This is a genomic window from Pseudoduganella sp. jia 12 (genome assembly GCF_055502675.1).
In genome coordinates, this window is the sequence record NZ_JBUXKP010000011.1 from 260,982 (window position 1) to 277,189 (window position 16,208).

12 protein-coding genes and 1 pseudogene are annotated in these 16,208 nt (G+C 66.3%); 2 read left to right on the top strand and 11 right to left on the bottom strand.

Annotation, left to right across the window (positions count from 1 at the left end):
• Positions 1-123: 123 nt before the first annotated feature.
• The 10 genes from ACY65G_RS23820 to dgoD form a co-directional block, all read right to left on the bottom strand.
• Positions 124-1,581, bottom strand: coding sequence for an NAD-dependent succinate-semialdehyde dehydrogenase (locus ACY65G_RS23820; protein WP_464999767.1), 1,458 nt, complete (start codon positions 1,579-1,581; stop codon positions 124-126).
• A 60-nt stretch (positions 1,582-1,641) separates the two neighbouring features.
• On the bottom strand, positions 1,642-2,448 hold the full coding sequence (locus tag ACY65G_RS23825; protein WP_464999768.1) for a PPK2 family polyphosphate kinase: 807 nt from the start codon (positions 2,446-2,448) through the stop codon (positions 1,642-1,644).
• Positions 2,445-3,401 (bottom strand): LysR substrate-binding domain-containing protein, encoded by a 957-nt coding sequence (locus tag ACY65G_RS23830; RefSeq protein ID WP_464999769.1) that lies wholly within the window; start codon positions 3,399-3,401, stop codon positions 2,445-2,447. Before ACY65G_RS23830 ends, ACY65G_RS23825 begins: the two co-directional genes overlap by 4 nt.
• A 173-nt stretch (positions 3,402-3,574) precedes the next feature.
• The gene (locus tag ACY65G_RS23835; protein WP_464999770.1) at positions 3,575-4,780 is read right to left on the bottom strand and encodes a glycoside hydrolase family 53 protein; all 1,206 of its coding nucleotides are present in this window, start codon (positions 4,778-4,780) and stop codon (positions 3,575-3,577) included.
• Between the two features lie 54 nt (positions 4,781-4,834).
• On the bottom strand, positions 4,835-5,713 hold the full coding sequence (locus tag ACY65G_RS23840) for an SMP-30/gluconolactonase/LRE family protein (RefSeq protein WP_464999771.1): 879 nt from the start codon (positions 5,711-5,713) through the stop codon (positions 4,835-4,837).
• The gene (locus ACY65G_RS23845; RefSeq protein ID WP_464999772.1) at positions 5,713-8,331 is read right to left on the bottom strand and encodes a TonB-dependent receptor; all 2,619 of its coding nucleotides are present in this window, start codon (positions 8,329-8,331) and stop codon (positions 5,713-5,715) included. Before ACY65G_RS23845 ends, ACY65G_RS23840 begins: the two co-directional genes overlap by 1 nt.
• Before the next feature lie 25 nt (positions 8,332-8,356).
• Entirely contained in the window at positions 8,357-10,828 is a 2,472-nt protein-coding gene (locus ACY65G_RS23850; protein ID WP_464999773.1) for a beta-galactosidase, read from the bottom strand.
• A gap of 119 nt (positions 10,829-10,947) precedes the next feature.
• Positions 10,948-11,580 (bottom strand): 2-dehydro-3-deoxy-6-phosphogalactonate aldolase, encoded by a 633-nt coding sequence (locus tag ACY65G_RS23855; protein WP_464999774.1) that lies wholly within the window; start codon positions 11,578-11,580, stop codon positions 10,948-10,950.
• The gene (locus tag ACY65G_RS23860) at positions 11,577-12,557 is read right to left on the bottom strand and encodes a 2-dehydro-3-deoxygalactonokinase (RefSeq protein WP_464999775.1); all 981 of its coding nucleotides are present in this window, start codon (positions 12,555-12,557) and stop codon (positions 11,577-11,579) included. Before ACY65G_RS23860 ends, ACY65G_RS23855 begins: the two co-directional genes overlap by 4 nt.
• A gap of 5 nt (positions 12,558-12,562) precedes the next feature.
• Positions 12,563-13,711 (bottom strand): galactonate dehydratase, encoded by a 1,149-nt coding sequence (gene dgoD / locus ACY65G_RS23865; RefSeq protein WP_464999776.1) that lies wholly within the window; start codon positions 13,709-13,711, stop codon positions 12,563-12,565.
• Between the two features lie 299 nt (positions 13,712-14,010).
• Between dgoD and ACY65G_RS23870 the strand changes: the two genes are divergently transcribed.
• Positions 14,011-14,793: an alpha/beta fold hydrolase gene (locus ACY65G_RS23870; RefSeq protein WP_464999777.1), complete on the top strand. Its 783-nt coding sequence runs from the start codon at positions 14,011-14,013 to the stop codon at positions 14,791-14,793.
• 51 nt (positions 14,794-14,844) lie between these two features.
• Positions 14,845-15,867 (top strand): alpha/beta hydrolase, encoded by a 1,023-nt coding sequence (locus ACY65G_RS23875; protein WP_464999778.1) that lies wholly within the window; start codon positions 14,845-14,847, stop codon positions 15,865-15,867.
• 49 nt (positions 15,868-15,916) lie between these two features.
• Here the strand turns inward: ACY65G_RS23875 and ACY65G_RS23880 are convergent.
• Positions 15,917-16,208 (bottom strand): annotated as a pseudogene (locus ACY65G_RS23880) (IS1595 family transposase); the annotation flags it as partial.

Below are 16,208 nucleotides of genomic sequence, written 5' to 3' on the forward strand. Positions count from 1 at the left end.
GCCTTACCGGCTCCGGGGACGAATTCTTCCGTCACCGCCTTGCGCAGTAGCGCAGGTGGCAGCAGGCCCCGGGCGAGCACGAAATCGTTGAATGCTTTTCGATTGAACGCCGGTAGCGCCGGCTCAGTTCAACCCCAGGCAGATGTACTTGGTAACGAGGTAATCGTCGATGCCATACCGCGAGCCTTCGCGTCCGAGGCCGGACTGCTTGACGCCGCCGAACGGCGCCACCTCGGTGGAAATGATGCCGGTGTTGACGCCGACCATGCCCGACTCGAGCCCCTCGGCCACGCGCCATACGCGGCCGATATCGCGCGAATAGAAATACGAGGCCAGGCCGAACTCGGAATTGTTGGCCAGCGCCACCGCTTCCTCGTCGGTCTTGAAGCGGAACAGCGGGGCCAGCGGCCCGAACGTTTCCTCGCCGGCGACGATCATGTCGCCCGTCACGTCGGCGATCACGGTGGGTTCGAAGAAGCTGTGGCCCAGCGCATGGCGATGGCCGCCGGCCAGCAGGCGGCCGCCCTTGGCCAGCGCGTCGGCCACGTGGTGCTCCACCTTCTGCACGGCCTTCTCGTCGATCAGCGGCCCCTGCGTGACGCCCTGCTCCACGCCATTGCCGACCTTGAGCTTGCCGACGGCGGCCGTGAATTTCTCGGCGAACGCTTCGTAGATGCCGTCCTGCACGTAGATCCGGTTCGCACACACGCATGTCTGGCCGGCGTTGCGGTATTTCGATGCGATCGCGCCTTCGACCGCGGCGTCGATGTCGGCATCGTCGAACACGATGAACGGCGCATTGCCGCCCAGTTCCAGCGACAGCTTCTTGATCGTGGGCGCGCACTGCTGCATCAGGATGCGGCCGACGCCGGTGGAGCCGGTGAACGACAGCTTGCGCACGAGCGGATTCGCGCACATCTCGGCACCGATGTCCTTCGGTGCCCCCGTCACCACGGAAAACACGCCGGGCGGCACACCGGCGCGCTCGGCCAGCACGGCCAGCGCCAGCGCGCAGAATGGCGTGGCTTCCGCCGGTTTCAGCACCATCGGGCAGCCCGCGGCCAGCGCCGGGCCGGCCTTGCGGGTGATCATCGCGATGGGGAAGTTCCATGGCGTGATGGCGGCGCACACGCCGATCGGTTCGCGGGTAACGACGATGCGCTTGTCCGGCCACGGCGATTCGAGCGTGTCGCCGGCGATGCGCTTGGCTTCCTCGGCGAACCACTCGATGAAGCTCGCGCCGGATTCCACTTCGCCCCTGGCCTCGGCCAGCGGCTTGCCCTGCTCGGTCGTCATCAGGAGGGCCAGGTCGTCGGCATTCTCGATGATCAGGTCGTACCATTTGCGCAGCACGGCGGCGCGCTGCTTGGCGGACTGCCTGCGCCATGCCGGCCACGCGGCGTTCGCCGCCTCGATCGCCCGGCGCGTTTCGGCCGTGCCCAGGTTCGGCACGGTGCCCAGGTCGTCGCCGGTGGCGGGATTGGCGACGGAGAATGTGGTGCCGCTGTCGGCATCGACCCACTGGCCATTCACGTAAGCCTGGTGGCGCAGCAGGGAGGGGTCGTTCAATGTCAGTTGCATGGTGCTCTCCATGGAAGTGAGAGGGCACTATGCCATAGGGTGAAAACCTTTGCAGAAAGCCTACTTCACCCGCAATTTCGCGATCTTCGGATCCCCCGCCGGAAACGCCAGATTCATTCCCCGCATCGTTTCCGCGAGCAGCGCGGCCACCGCGATATCCCGGTGCGGCTTCGAATCGGCCGGCACGATGTACCACGGCGCATGGGGCGCATCGGTCTCGGCGATCGCCTTGTCATAGGCCGCATGGTACGCCGACCATTTCTCGCGGTGCTTCAGGTCTTCCGGATCGAACTTCCAGTGCTTTTCCGGATTGTCGATGCGTTCCTGCAGCCGCCGTCGCTGCTCGTCTTTCGAGATGTGCAGGAACACCTTCACGATCGTGGTACCCGATTCGGCCAGCATGCGTTCGAATTCGCGGATCTGCGCGTAACGGCGGCCTGTTTCGATGTCGCTGACCTGCCCGTACACGACCGGGTGCAGCACGTCCTCGTAGTGACTGCGGTTGAACACGGCGATCTCGCCCTTGCGCGGCACCTGCAGGTGCACGCGCCACAGGAAGTCGCGCGCGGTCTCGGCCGACGTGGGCACGTCGAAACGCACGGGCCGCAGGCCCATCGGATTGATCCGGCCGAACAGGTGGTGCACGGTGCCGTCCTTGCCGGCGCAGTCGACGCCCTGCAGCACCAGCAGCACCTTGCGCTGGCGCTCCGCGTACAGCATTTCCTGCAATATCGCGATTTCCTTGTGCAGGCCCTTGCCGAAGTTGCGGTCCTCGCGCTCGTCGCCGGTGCACAGCGGCGTTGCCGCCGCATCCTTGTCCGCCAGGGCGAGCCGGTCGCTCACCCCGAACAGTCTGCAAGCCTTCATTTATTCTCCCGGGGATAGCGCTGCGCGGCCACTTCGCGCAGCGTGGCGAGCATCGCTTCCGCCCCTGGCGAGAGCCGATGCTGCTTGCGGGTGACGATACCATACAGGTCCATCGTCAGGCCCAGGTCGTACGGGAGCACGGTGATCAGTCCCATGTCCAGGTAAGGCCGAACCAGTTCGGCCGGCAGCGCGGACACCATGCGACTGCCCGCCAGCAGGTTGACGATGACGGGCAGCGCCATCGCTTCCACCGTGTCCGACGGCGGCTCCAGGCCGTGCGACAGGAACAATGCCGTCAACCGGTCGCGCAGCACCGAGCCGGCCGGCGGCACGATCCAGGGTTCGCCTGCCAGGTCGGCCGGCGACAGGTCGGTGCGCGATGCCAGCGGGTGGCCGGCACCGGCGATGAGGCTGTGCGGTTCGTCGGTGATCGGTTCGAAATGCAGCTCGCCGGCGGCGTGCGAATCCTGCACGCGGCCGATGACGATGTCCAGCTCGCCGGCACGCAGTTTATCCGTCAGCAGCTTGCTGGTATCGACGGTGACGGACACGCGCACCCGCGCATGGCGCGTCTTGAGCAGCTTGATCGCATCGGGCAGCAGACTGGCTGATGGCGTCAGCACCGCGCCGACATTGACCTTGCCCGACAGGCCGGCAAGCAGCTCCATCACTTCCTGGTGCGCCGCATCCATCTCGGCCAGCGCTGCTCCCGCGCGGCGGATCAGCACTTCGCCATACCAGGTGGGCAGCACGCCGCGCGGCAACCGCTCGAACAGTTGCACGTTCAGCGCATGTTCCAGTTCGGCCAGCAGCTTCGAGGCCGCGGGCTGCGTGAGGTTCGCCGCCTGTGCCGCGTGCAGGATCGAGCCGTGGCGGCCAAGTTCCACCAGCAGCACGAGCTGGCGCATCTTCAGGTGGGAGCGGACGAACCGGTCGGAAAGGATGTCGTGCATGCGGGGACGCGATCGGAGGCAAAACCGGGTGCAAATCCCCGGTGCGTCAGCCATGATAGGCCGCTGCCCTGCCCCCGTCAATCGAAGCGTCCGGCGGCGGTTTTTCAATTCTTTATATTTTCACGTAACGTGAAAAATATAAAATTTTGAATTTCACCGGCCTTGCCATGCTTTCACTCTTTCCGCACCGCCGGCGTATGCCTGCGCCACGCATCGAGTACCGGCAGCGCGCGGCCCTTGAAGTCGAACAGCGTGGTGTTCGACACCACGTTTTCACCCGGCTTGCCATCCGTGTCGCGCACCGCCCAGCCGGTGCCCGGCACCTGGATCATCACCGGGTCCCAGTACAGCACGCCCAGCACGCGGTCGGTGCGGCGCAGGGCGCCCAGCAGTTCGTCGATGAACGCGGCCTGGCCTTCCGGGGAACTCATCGACGCCGGGTACGGGCCGTTATCCGAGAGCTGGCCGGCGTGGCCGTTCGGCAGCACCGGCGACCAGTTGAAGCCCGTCTCCATCACGAACAGGTCGCGGTCGTAGTGTTTCGTGATCTCCTGCGCGAAGGCGGTAAATTGCGCCACGTTGCGCTTGGTCCAGAACGGGTAGTACGACGCGCCGATCACGTCCCACTTCACGCCCAGCTTCTGCAGGTGGTCGAAATAGTGGCGGTACTTGGCCACGTTGCCGCCGTCGTCCAGGTGGATGATCACCTGGCTGGAGGGCGACACGGCTTTCACGCCGTCGTAGCCGGCCTGGAACAGCGCGCCCAGGCGCGGCCAGTTTTCATCGAGTGTCTTGCCGCCCAGTTTCCCGTACGGGTACAGCATGCCGCCCTCGGTCTCGTTGCCGACCGAAACATACTGCGGCGTGGTGCCTTGCGCCTCCAGCGCCGCCATCACTTCGCGCGTGCGCTCGAACACGAGCTTGCGCAGGCGCTCGAAGCGGGCCTTGTCGTCCGGGAGCCTATCGAGTTCGGCACGCCATTTGGCCGGCACGATCTGGGTCTTGCTGTTGGTCCAGAAATCGCTGTAGTGGAACGTCAGCTCGATCTGCATGCCCAGGTCGGCGCTGCGGCGCGCCATCTTCAGCAGGTCCGGCAGGTCCATCGAGCCGGCGGGCCAGTGCCAGCCTTCATTGCCGGTGCCGGGGCCCGGCCCTTCGTACAGCCGCAGGCGGGCGATGTTGTGGCCTGATTCGCGCAGGATCTTCAGCGCGTCGCCCGGCTTGCCCTGGCGGTCGCTGAACACGGCGCCATGCCTTTCCATCAGCGGCAGCACCGAATAGTCGCCGCCGGCCAGCAGCGGTTCCTTGGCCAGTGCCGACAGGGGCAAGGCGCACAGCAGCGCCGCCAGCGCGAGCGGGCGGAACAGGGATTTCATCATGGGAGGTCTCCTGGTATGTCGATCGACAATCATCGATCGATGAACTATGAATCGTTAACTATCGATCCGGGCACCGTCGTCGAACGGCGTATCGGGAATGCCGCGCGCGCCGGGCGCGGCGACATGAAACAGCTGCCCGCCGGCGCTGGCAACGAGCAGGCGGTCGAGCGCGGTGCCGCCGAAGGCGGGCCGGGTGGGGTCCTGTACCGGCAACGTGTGGATGCCCATGCGTTCACCCGCGGGCGAGTAGCGCACCAGCCGGCCGCTGCCCCGCTCGGCGTTCCACACGCAGCCATCGCTGTCCACCACGGCGCCGTGCGGCATGGCGTCCGCCAATTCCACGAAGGGCCGCACGTTCGCCACTTGCGCGCCATCGGCGTCGTAATCGCAGCACAGGATGCGGGGCTCGCCGGCATCGCTGAAATACATCGTGGCGCCATCCGGCGAAAAGCAGATGCTGCCGGCCGCCGCCGCCGCGGGCAATGCCAGCCGGCGCAGGCCATGGCGTTGGGAGTACTGGAAGAAACTGCCGATTGCACGCGGTTCGTCGGCCTCGATGCGCGTGCCGAACACGAAATGGCCACGCCGGTCGGTGCGGCCATCGGCCACGCGGGTGCGCGGCTCGGCGGGATCGACCACGACGGCCGGCTGCAAGGCCAGCTGCCGCGGCGTCCTGCCGCCCGGCGCCGGCGGCTCGGCAAAGCACAGCCATTTGGCCAGCCCCACGAGCAGCCGGCCGGAATGGCAGAAGGCAAACGTGCCGGCGCGGTCCGGCAAACGGCAGGCGGCCGGCCCGCGCTGGCCGTCCTGCCAGGCATACAGCGCGGCGGCCGGAACGTCCGTCCACCACCAGCGGCCGGCGCCGTGTTGCCACAGCAGGCCGTCCGCCAGCAGTGCACGGTGTGCCAGCGCCAGCCGTACGCCGCCGTCCATTACAGGTTGGCTTGCAGGCTGAGGCCGAAGCGGCGGTCGTCCGCATAGCGGCCGTACTGCGTGCCGGTCACGCCGAAGTAGCTGCTGCGCGACTTGCGGGTCAGGTTGCTGACTTCGAATGCCACCTTCAGGTTCTTCGTCAGCTGGTAGCTCGCATACGCATCGACCAGGCCATAACCGTTCATGTACGTCGTGGTCTGTGCCATCGTGGCGCCGTTGTTGACGTAGTAGTCCTGCGTGCCGGCCAGGTACTTGCCGCGGTAGTTGTAGGCCAGGCGGAACGCGAAGTCGTTCCAGTCGTACATGCCGACGATGTTGTAGCTCTGCTTCGACAGGTTTTCCAGCGCCGTCTCCTGGCCGCCCAGCGGGCCCGGTGCCTTGCTGTCCACGTACGTGAAGTTCGCTTGCAGGCCCAGGCCTTTCCACATGCCCGGCAAGCTCGTGAAGAAGCCCTGGTAGCCGATCTCCAGGCCCTTGATCGTGCCATCCTGGCCGTTCGATGGCGTGCGCACGCTGTAGGTAACGCCGTTGTACAGGATCGGGGCCGTGGTGGTCTGGATGAAGCCGTCCACCTTCTTGTAGAACGCGGCGGCGAACACGTAGTCGCTCGGGCTCATGTAGTACTCGAGCGTGGTGTCGAACTGGCGGGCCGACAGCGGCTGCAGGTCCGGGTTGCCCAGGTAACCGGTGCGGCTGTTGGCGTTCAGCGACAGGCTCGGGGTCAGCTGGTCGAAGTCCGGGCGCGTCACCACTTTCGAGGCGGCCACGCGGGCGATCAGCTTGTCCGTCAGTGCCATGCGGGCGTTCACGCTCGGCAGGAAGTCATCGTCGGTCGTGCTGTTCTGCCGCGGCACGTAGGTGCCGTTCTGCGATTCCTGCCAGCCGCGTTCGGTTTTCGTGCGCACGTAGCGCACGCCGAAATTACCCGTCACGGCCTTGCCCAGCAGTTCGGATTCGAAGTCGGCCATGCCGTACAGCGCCTGGGTCTTCTCGGCGTAGTCGAAGGTTTGCGCCGCGTCGAACGCCGGCACCGTCAGGCCGACCGTGCTGCGCACGGTCTGTGGATTGCGCAGCCAGTCCAGGTTGGCGATCGACAGCCACTGTTTCGGGATCGTGCCCGCGCCTTCGCGGTGCAGCAGGTCGTTGTGCGGAATCGTGCCGATCTGGCCCGACAGTGCCGGCAGCGCAGAGCCGATATCGTCGATCGTGTTGATCTCGGAGCTCGACGCCTTGCGGTCGGTCAGGCGCACGCCGGCCTTGATGCGCGGGATCAGGTCGCTGTCCAGGCTGCGTTCGACGTCGCCACGCCACACGGTTTCGCGGCCCTCGTTCTTCTGGCGGAAGTACAGGGCCTTGCTGGCCCAGTACTGCGACGGGTTCACCAGATCGGCGAAGTTGCTTGGATAGGCCGATGGCAGCGCGGTCGTCAGGTCATAGTTGAACGTCGGATTCTCGCTCCACACGCCCAGGCGGATTTCCTGGTACAGGCGCTCGAAATCGCTCTTGGTAAAGCCCAGTTCGGACTTGACGGTCCAGCCGTTGGCGCGCCACGAACCGCCGATCGCCAGCTGGCGCGTCTTGGTGTCGTTGTCGCCGATGGTGCCGGACGTGCTCATCTCCGCGCCATAGAACGAGCCCTTGGTGACGTTGCCATCCTGGCTTTCGACGCTGCCGTTCGGCCACATGGCACCGGCGTTCGTCGCGGCCGACCAGTTCGGCCAGTACGGCGACGCATAGAAGCCATACGTGTCGGTGGCCGTTTCCAGCTTCGTGTAGTTCGCATCCAGGTACAGCTCGACGCCGCGGGTCGGGCGCCATTGCAGCGATGCGTTGATGCCGGTGCGTTCGCGTTCACCCAGCTCATACGCATACCAGGCACCGATCGGCGCATACAGGCCGGAGCCGTCGGCGAGCTGCGACGGCGCATTCAGCTCCTGCGTATCCGAGCGGTAGTCGCGCTTCTGGTGGGCGATGCTGACCAGCGCGCCGAAATCCTGGCCATTCAGCTTCCAGCGGTTCGATACCAGCAGCGAGCCTTCGCCATTGCGCTTGTTCGCGTAATCGGCATCGGTCATCTTGACGGTGCCGGCCACCTTCGAGCCGGCGAAGTCGAACGGCCGGCGCATGCGCAGGTCGATCACGCCGCCGATGCCGCCTTCCACCTGTTCGGCGGTCGGGCTCTTGTAGACATCGGCACCGGCCAGCAGTTCGGACGGTACGTCCTGGAACGACAGGCCGCGCTCTTTACCTGCGGTGAAGATCGAGCGGCCGTTGACCAGGGTTTGCGTCTGCGACAGGCCGCGAATCTGCACACGGTCGCCTTCGCCGCGGCTGCGCGAAATCTGCACGCCGGTGATGCGTTGCAGCGCTTCGGCCACGTTCGAATCGGGCAGCTTGCCGATATCGTCGGCCACGATCGAGTCGACGACCTGGTCGGCGTTCTTCTTGAGGTCCTGCGCCTTTTGCAGGCTGGCGCGCATGCCGGTCACGACGACCTGCTGCGTTTCAGCCGCGGGTGCGGCAGCGGTGTCGGTGGTCTGGGCCAGTGCCGGCATCGCGCACAGGGCTGCGGCGATGGCGATCGCGTGGCGGCGGCCGGGTTGGTTGTTGAAGTTCATGCTTTCTCCGATGGGGTGTGAATTTTTATGGTGTGACGGTGAGCTTGTAGACGGGGGTCAGGCTCACTTTGTTGACGCGCGCAATCTGCGTTTGCGCGCCGAAATCCGGTCTTGCTTCCTTGGGGATGTACACCGGCGCATCCGCGCGCAGCGGCAGCACCGCCAGCGACAATTCCCCTTTCAGGGCGAGCGCCTTCAGGCCGGCCTGCCAGCCGTAGCCGCTGTAGTACCAGTCGTCCGCCAGCCGCGTGCCGTCGAACAGCCGGCCGATGTCGCCGGTGAAGTCGACCTGCAACAGCGCACCGTCGACGTGCGCATCGTCGACGTGTTTCAGCGCATCGCGCTGCACGTCGATGCGCCACGTGGCGGCGGTGCGCCATGCTTCCGGGATCGGCTGGACGGCCGCCTGCGCGAGGCCGCCCTTCATGACGGCCGGTGCGGGCCGCGCTTCGCGCAGCGGCGTTGCCGTGGCGGTCAGGTGCACGGCGGGCAGCGCTGCCTCGTAAGCCTGGAAAATGCCGTCGCTGCCCGGGGCGCGCAGCGCATGGTCGGCTTTGGGTGCGCGCGCCAGCGCCGGGTAGACGGCAAAGCGCATCGCGGCATCGCCGACGGAACGCAGGTGCAGCTTGCCGCCTTCGAACCAGGTTTGCTGGCTGCTCAATACCAGGCGGCGCTGGCCGGCGATGTCGCCGATGACCAGCTGGCGCGACTGCGCGGCCGGCAGCACCAGCAGGTGCACCGCCCTTGCGTTGGCGCGGCGGATCGTCAATGCCCGCGCGGTGCCCGGCGTGACGTCGACGATGGTGGCGCCGTGTTCGGTCGCGCGGGGAGCGGCCGTATCGATCGTAGCGCTATCAGCCTCCAGCGCCAGTTCGACGGGAATGCCCTCCGTGGCGGCGAACACGTAGGTGATGCCGTCGGCGCCGCCATCGAGGCGCGCGACCGGCTGCGCTGTCGCATGGCGCAGGCGCGTGCCATCGAGGTCGAAGTTCACCGGCCAGATCGCATAGGCGCCGTTCGGCACGTCGACCGGCTTGCCCGGGAAGCGCACGGTGCCGCCGGCCAGCTTCACATCGAACTGCAGCGACTGCACCGGCATCGGGTACTGGCGCACGTGGTTGTTGACGAACACGAAGGCGCTGTCGCCATTGCTGCGCACGGCCACGCGCGGCGTGCGCAGGTCGGTCGGGCCGGCAGGCGTCACGTCCGGCTTGCGCACCGTCATCGGCGCCAGCCGGTTGCCGAATCCGGCGATGAAGTAATGGAACGGGCGCAGATACCCGAGGACCGGGCGCTGCTGGCCGTCCGGGCCCAGCGGGGCCTGGAAGTCGTAGTTGATCGCCGGCGTGTCGTTGTAGCCGCCGCTGATGCTGCTTTCTTCCAGCGTGGTGCCGCCCACCGGATTACGGCCGCCGTGGAACATGTAGTAACCCATCAGGTTCACGCCGGAACCCAGCTGCACGGGCAGCATCGACGCGATATCGTCCGGCGACACCACGGGGCGGCGGCGGTACATGAACGGCAATCCGGCACCATATTCGGCGCCCAGGAACGGCGTCTTGTCGATGTCCGATTCGGCGGTGCCGGGGCCGTGCGATTTCGTCTGTGCACCCAGGTCGCCGGAGACGCGGCTGTCGAAGCGGAACGCGTACGTTTCCTTCGGCGGCAGCTCCGTGGTGGACACGGCCCACGGCTCGTCGACATAGCCGCCGAACACGGGCGTGACCTGGCCGGACGGATATTGCGCGCCATCCCATCCGGTGACGGTATAGAACGGCACATCCATGCCTGCCTGCAGCGCCAGCTTCTTCAGCGTGGTGATATGGCCGGCGCCCTCGCCCGGGCCATTCAGGTTGTATTCGTTTTCCAGCTGCAGGCCGATGACGGGACCGCCATCCTTCCACAGGCTGCCCTTCAGTTGCGCGCCGATTTCGCGGTACAGCCGCGCCACGTGGCGCAGGTACCGGGGATCGTCGCCGCGCGTGCGCATGCCGTCGACCACCCAGTCGGGAATGCCGCCATAGCGCACTTCGCCATGCACCCACGGCCCCACGCGCACGACCGCCTTCAGTCCCAGCTTGCCGCACAGCTGCACGAAGCGGCGCAGGTCGCGGTCACCCTTCCAGTCGAACGCGCCATCCCGCGGCTCGTGGTGGTTCCAGATCACATAGCTGGCAACGACGGTGATGCCGGCCGCCTTCATCTTCGCCAGTTCCGCTTCCCACGTGGCGGCGGGGCTGCGCGAATAGTGGAATTCGCCCATCACGGGCATCCACGGCTGGCCATCGAGGGTGAGGTAGCGGTTGTTCGCGCCCAGCGCGCTGCCCCGCGGCGTCGTGGCGGTGCCCAGTTGCAGGTGGCCGGTGACGGGGCTTGCCGCTGGCGCGGACGCGTCCACGCCGATGACCTGCGCCGCCATGGCTTGCACCAACATGGCCGGCAATACGGCGAAAGCTGCCGCCAGCGCCATCGTTGGGCGCTTCACTCCCTTGTTCATTGCGTCTCCAGTGATTCACTGCGGGCTGTTACCGCCGGCGGGGTACCGGCGCTTGCTTATTCATACCTGTTCTTGCTTCTTCCTTGCTTCTTCCTTGCTTCTTCCTTGCTTCTTCCTTGCTACTTCCAGGCGTCGACGAAGGCCTTTGCGTTGGCGGCGACCGTTGCGGCATCCATGCCGGGCTTGTACAGGGCGGACCCGAGGCCGAAGCCGGCCACGCCGGCGGCGCGGAAGTCTGCCATATTACCGGGCGTTATGCCACCCACAGGCAACAATTTTATATCTTTTGGCAACACCGCACGCATTGCGCGCACGACGGCCGGCGAGATCAGCTCGGCCGGGAACAGCTTCAGGGCATCGGCCCCGGCCTTCAGCGCCGCGAAGGCTTCGGTGGGCGTGGCCACGCCGGGCACGCACAGCATGCCGGCCGCCTTGGCCGCGCGGATCACTTCCACGTCCGCATGGGGCATCACGACCAGCGTGCCGCCGGCATCGCGCACGCGCGCCACCGCTTCGGACTGCAGCACCGTGCCGGCACCCAGCACGGCATCGGCCGGCAGGCTGCGTGCCAGCCGCGCGATCGATGCGAACGGGTCGGGGGAATTGAGCGGCACTTCGATCAGGCGGAAACCGGCGTCGTACAGCGCGGCGCCGACGCCTTCCGCTTCGGCGGGTTGCAGGCCGCGCAGGATCGCGACGAGCGGCAGTTTTTCAAAGGCGTTGGCGAAAGCGTCGATTGATTCGGCGGTCATTGATTCTCCAGTGGTTCCAGCGGCAGGAGGCCCGCGGCGCGCGCGAGCGCGAGCAGGCCGGCGGGGGCCGTGTTGTCGAGAACGAGGTCGGCGGGCCGGTCGAAACGGTGCAGTCCCACCTGGTAGCGGGCGCACAGGTTCGGCGCGCCCACCAGCGCCAGCGGCTGCGAACCCAGGCCGGCCATCGCGCGCCATTGCAGGCCGGCGCGCAGTTCATGGCCGATCAGCAGGCCGGACAGGTAATCGGCCAGCATCTCGTTGGGCAGGCGTCCGGTCACGCCCAGGCTGCGCGCGGCGAAGATCTGGTGCGGCAGTCCCAGTTCGCCATGGTCGCGCGCCGCGTCGACGCCCTGCACGAACGCATCGGGATCGACCGGCGCATCGTCGGGCATCAGCCGGCCCAGCACCGAATGCTGGCGCAGCACCGCGTACAGCTCGCCCGTCATGTGCGTGGCGAAGCGCACGATGCGCTCGCTGCAAACCTGCACCCACTTCGAATGGGTACCGGGCAGCACCACGCAGCTCGAGGCGCGCAGCGTGTCGTGCAGGTGCAGCGCGCCGACGACCTGCGTTTCCTCGCCGCGCATCACGTCCGGCGGCAGGCTCGTGTCGTCGAACAGCACGCCCGGCACGATATAGGGGCCAGATTCGGGGCCAGATTCGGGCCCGCTATCGGGGCGGCGCAGGCCGGCCGCCAGCGCGGCGGCGCCGGCCGGGCAGCGCGCATAGGGCACGTCCAGCCAGCCGTGCGTGCTGCCGACCATGCCGCAGGCCAGCACGGGCAAGCCGGGGTACGCGGTGCGCCACGCGCCGGCCACGTCATCGAACGCCTCGACGAAGGCGGCGTGGCCGGACAGCGTGGATGCGCCCTTGTCGGCCTTGCGTTCTTCCAGCACGGTGCCATCGGGCGCGACCAGCCAGGCGCGCAGGCTCGTGCTGCCCCAGTCCAGGCCGATCAGGGAAGGCGTGGCCGCCATGGCGGTCACCATTCGGCCACGCTGCCATCCGGATGGCGCCACACGGGGTTGCGCCAGTCCGGCGGATTCTGGCTGGCGGCGACGACGCGCTCCTCGTCGACGATCACGCCCAGGCCCGGCTTGGGCAGCGGCGGGAAGTAGCCGTCCGTGATCTGGAAATCTTCGCGGTTGACCACATAGTCGAACAGCTCCGCGCCCTTGTTGTAATGGATGCCCATGCTCTGCTCCTGCAGCACGGCGTTGTGCGACACGAAGTCGACCTGCAGGCACGCGGCCAGCGCCACCGGGCCGAGCGGGCAATGCGGTGCGAATGCCACGTCATACGCTTCGGCCATCGCGGCGATCTTCACGCATTCGGTGATACCGCCGGCATGCGACAGGTCGGGCTGCACGATGGCGATGCCGCCGCGCTGGAACACGTGCTTGAATTCGAAGCGCGAATACATGCGCTCGCCGGCCGCCAGCGGGATCGACGTATGCTCGGCCAGGCGTGGATAGTACTCGGCCTGCTCCGCCAGTACCGGCTCCTCGACGAACAGCGGGCGGAACGGCTCCAGCTCGCGCAGCAGCACCTTGGCCATCGGCGCGGCCACGCGGCCATGGAAGTCAATGCCGAATTCGATGGTGTTGCCGAACGCTTCACGGATCTGCGCGATCCGCGCGATGGCCGCGTCGACCGCGGTGGCCGTATCGACGATGCCCAGCTCTTCGGTGCCGTTCAGCTTGAACGTGTGAATGCCGATCTCGCGCAGCGTGAGGATGCCTTCGATGACGTCCGCCGGGCGGTCGCCGCCGACCCAGCTGTACATCTTCATCTTGTCGCGCACGCGGCCACCCAGCAGCTCGTAGACGGGCACGCCCAGCGCCTTGCCCTTGATGTCCCACAGCGCCTGGTCGATGCCGGCGATGGCGCTCATCAGGATCGGCCCGCCCCGGTAGAAGCCGCCGCGGTACATCACCTGCCACAGGTCGTTGATGCGCGTGGGATCCTGCCCCACCAGGTACTCCGCCAGCTCGTTGACGGCCGCCTCGACGGTGCGCGCGCGGCCTTCGATCACCGGCTCGCCCCAGCCGCTGATGCCTTCATCGGTCTCGATCTTCAGGAACATCCAGCGGGGCGGAACGCGGTACAACGTCAGCTTGGTGATTTTCATGGCGGCCTGCGTGAATGTGGTCAGGCCAGTGTAGCGCGGCACGATAGCGTTGAAATATTGTTTATTCATCGAAACATATATCAATTTCGCATATCTACGCGGTATGGAGTACAGGACACACCGTGAAAAAAAGTAAAAATATCGCTTGCTATTACATCGCGCGCTATCTATACTTCTTTCCATGCACTGAAGACAACGTAACGAAAGCAGCAAACGAAGTACCAAGCTTTCAATGCGCTGGAATCGTACCAAATAAGTAGCACACTATTTAAACGCAAACTATCTAACTGGAGATTACCATGAACGCCATCAAAACCATCGCCCTCGCCCTGTCGATCATCGGTAGCGCATCCGCCATCGCCGCGCCGGCCGTGGCAGTGAAACCCACCGTCATCCTGGTCCACGGCGCGTTCGCCGATTCGAGCAGCTGGAACGGCGTGGCCGCGAAACTGCGTGCCGACGGCTACACCGTCATCGGCGCGGCCAATCCCCTGCGCAGCGTGAAAGGCGACGCGGCAGCGGTGGCCACCGTGGTGAAAAGCGTCAAGGGTCCCGTGGTGCTGGTGGGCCACTCGTACGGCGGAGCCGTGATCTCGGCCGCGGCCTACGGCCAGTCCAACGTGAAGAGCCTGGTGTACGTGGCCGCCTTCGCACCGGAACAGGGCGAAACGGCACTCGAACTGTCGGGCCGCTTCCCGGGCGGCACGCTGGGTGGCGCACTGGCCGAGCCGGTCGCCCTGCCCGATGGCGGCAAGGATTTCTACATCCAGCAGGACAAGTTCCACCAGCAGTTCGCTGCCGACGTGCCGAAAGCCCAGGCGGCACTGATGGCGGTCACGCAGCGCCCGATCGCCGAAGCGGCATTGACCGAAGCCTCCGGTGCGCCGGCCTGGAAGAACGTACCGTCGTACTTCGTCTACGGCACCGCCGACAAGAACATTCCGGCCGCCGCGTTGAAGTTCATGGCCGACCGGGCGCAATCGCGCCAGACCGTGGCCATCCCGGGCGCCTCGCACGTGGTGATGACGTCGCACCCGGCACAAGTGGCGAAGCTGATCGAAACCGCCGCCCAGGCCAACTGATTTAAATCGTACACTATAAAATCGCTAACTAAAGAAACTGAAGGAAACAACATGAACGCCGCCAAATCGATCCTCGCCACCGCCCTGCTCGCCATCACCGCAGGCACTGCAATCACCTCGACCGCCGCCGCCCTGCCCGGCGTCGAGCACCAGACCGCCGCCTTCCTGCAGGCGATCGAAGGCGGCAAGCCGATCGAGCAGATGACACCGCAGGAAGCCCGTGCCGTGCTGGTGGGCGCGCAGGCCGGCGCAAAGGTGGCACTGCCCGCCGCGGACGTCAGCGAAAAAACGGTGACGCTCGACGGCAAGCCGGTCAAGCTGACGATCGTGCGCCCGGCCGGCGTGAAGGGCACGCTGCCCGCGTTCATGTTCTTCCACGGCGGCGGCTGGGTGCTGGGCGACTACCCGACCCACGAGCGGCTGGTGCGCGACCTGGTGGCGGGTTCGGGTGCGGTGGCGGTGTTCGTCAACTACACGCCGTCGCCGGAGGCGGGCTACGGCGTGGCGGTCAACGAAGCGTATGCGGCGACCCGCTGGGTAGCCGCCCACGGCAACGAGATCGGTGTGGACGGCAAGCGCCTGGCCGTGGCAGGCAACAGCGTGGGTGGGAACATGGCGGCCGTCGTCAGCCTGATGACCAAAGACAGGGGCGGCCCGGCGCTGCGTGCCCAGGTGCTGCTGTGGCCCGTGACGGATGCGAACTTCGACACGCCGTCGTACCAGCAATATGCGGATGGCCACTTCCTCACGAAGAACATGATGGCCTGGTTCTGGGACAACTACACCCGCGATGCGGCGGCCCGCAAGCAAACGTATGCCTCGCCGCTGCAGGCCAGCCTGGAACAGCTGAAAGGCTTGCCGCCCGCGCTGATCCAGACCGCCGAATTCGACGTGCTGCGCGATGAAGGCGAAGCCTATGGCCGCAAGCTCGACGCCGCCGGCGTGACCGTGACCTCGGTGCGCTACAACGGCATGATCCACGACTTCGGGCTGCTCAATGTGCTGGCCGACGTGCCGGCGGTGCGCGATGCGATGGACCAGGCGGCCAATGAGTTGAAGAAGCGTTTGAAATAAGCGCTGTCAGCGTTAAATATGCGACGTGCGTTGATCGGGAACTTTTTCGTTACCCCGCCCCGGAAATATTGCTTTTGCTGACACTCACGCGCAGCCAGTCGACCGGCAGCGTCAAGGTTGCGGCATCCAGTACCCGTTGCCACCCGGTGTAATTGGCCAGGTAACGACTGGCCACGCCATTGAAGCGGCGCAACCAGGTCTTGAAGCGGCTATGCCAGCCATTGACGTTGTTCAGGTGGATCGCGCCGCGTTTCCTGATGCCGGCGCGAACGTTGATTGCTTCATGCGTGATGTGGGCAGCGTGCGCAAATGCCTGGTAGGCCTTCGCCGCATCGCTGATC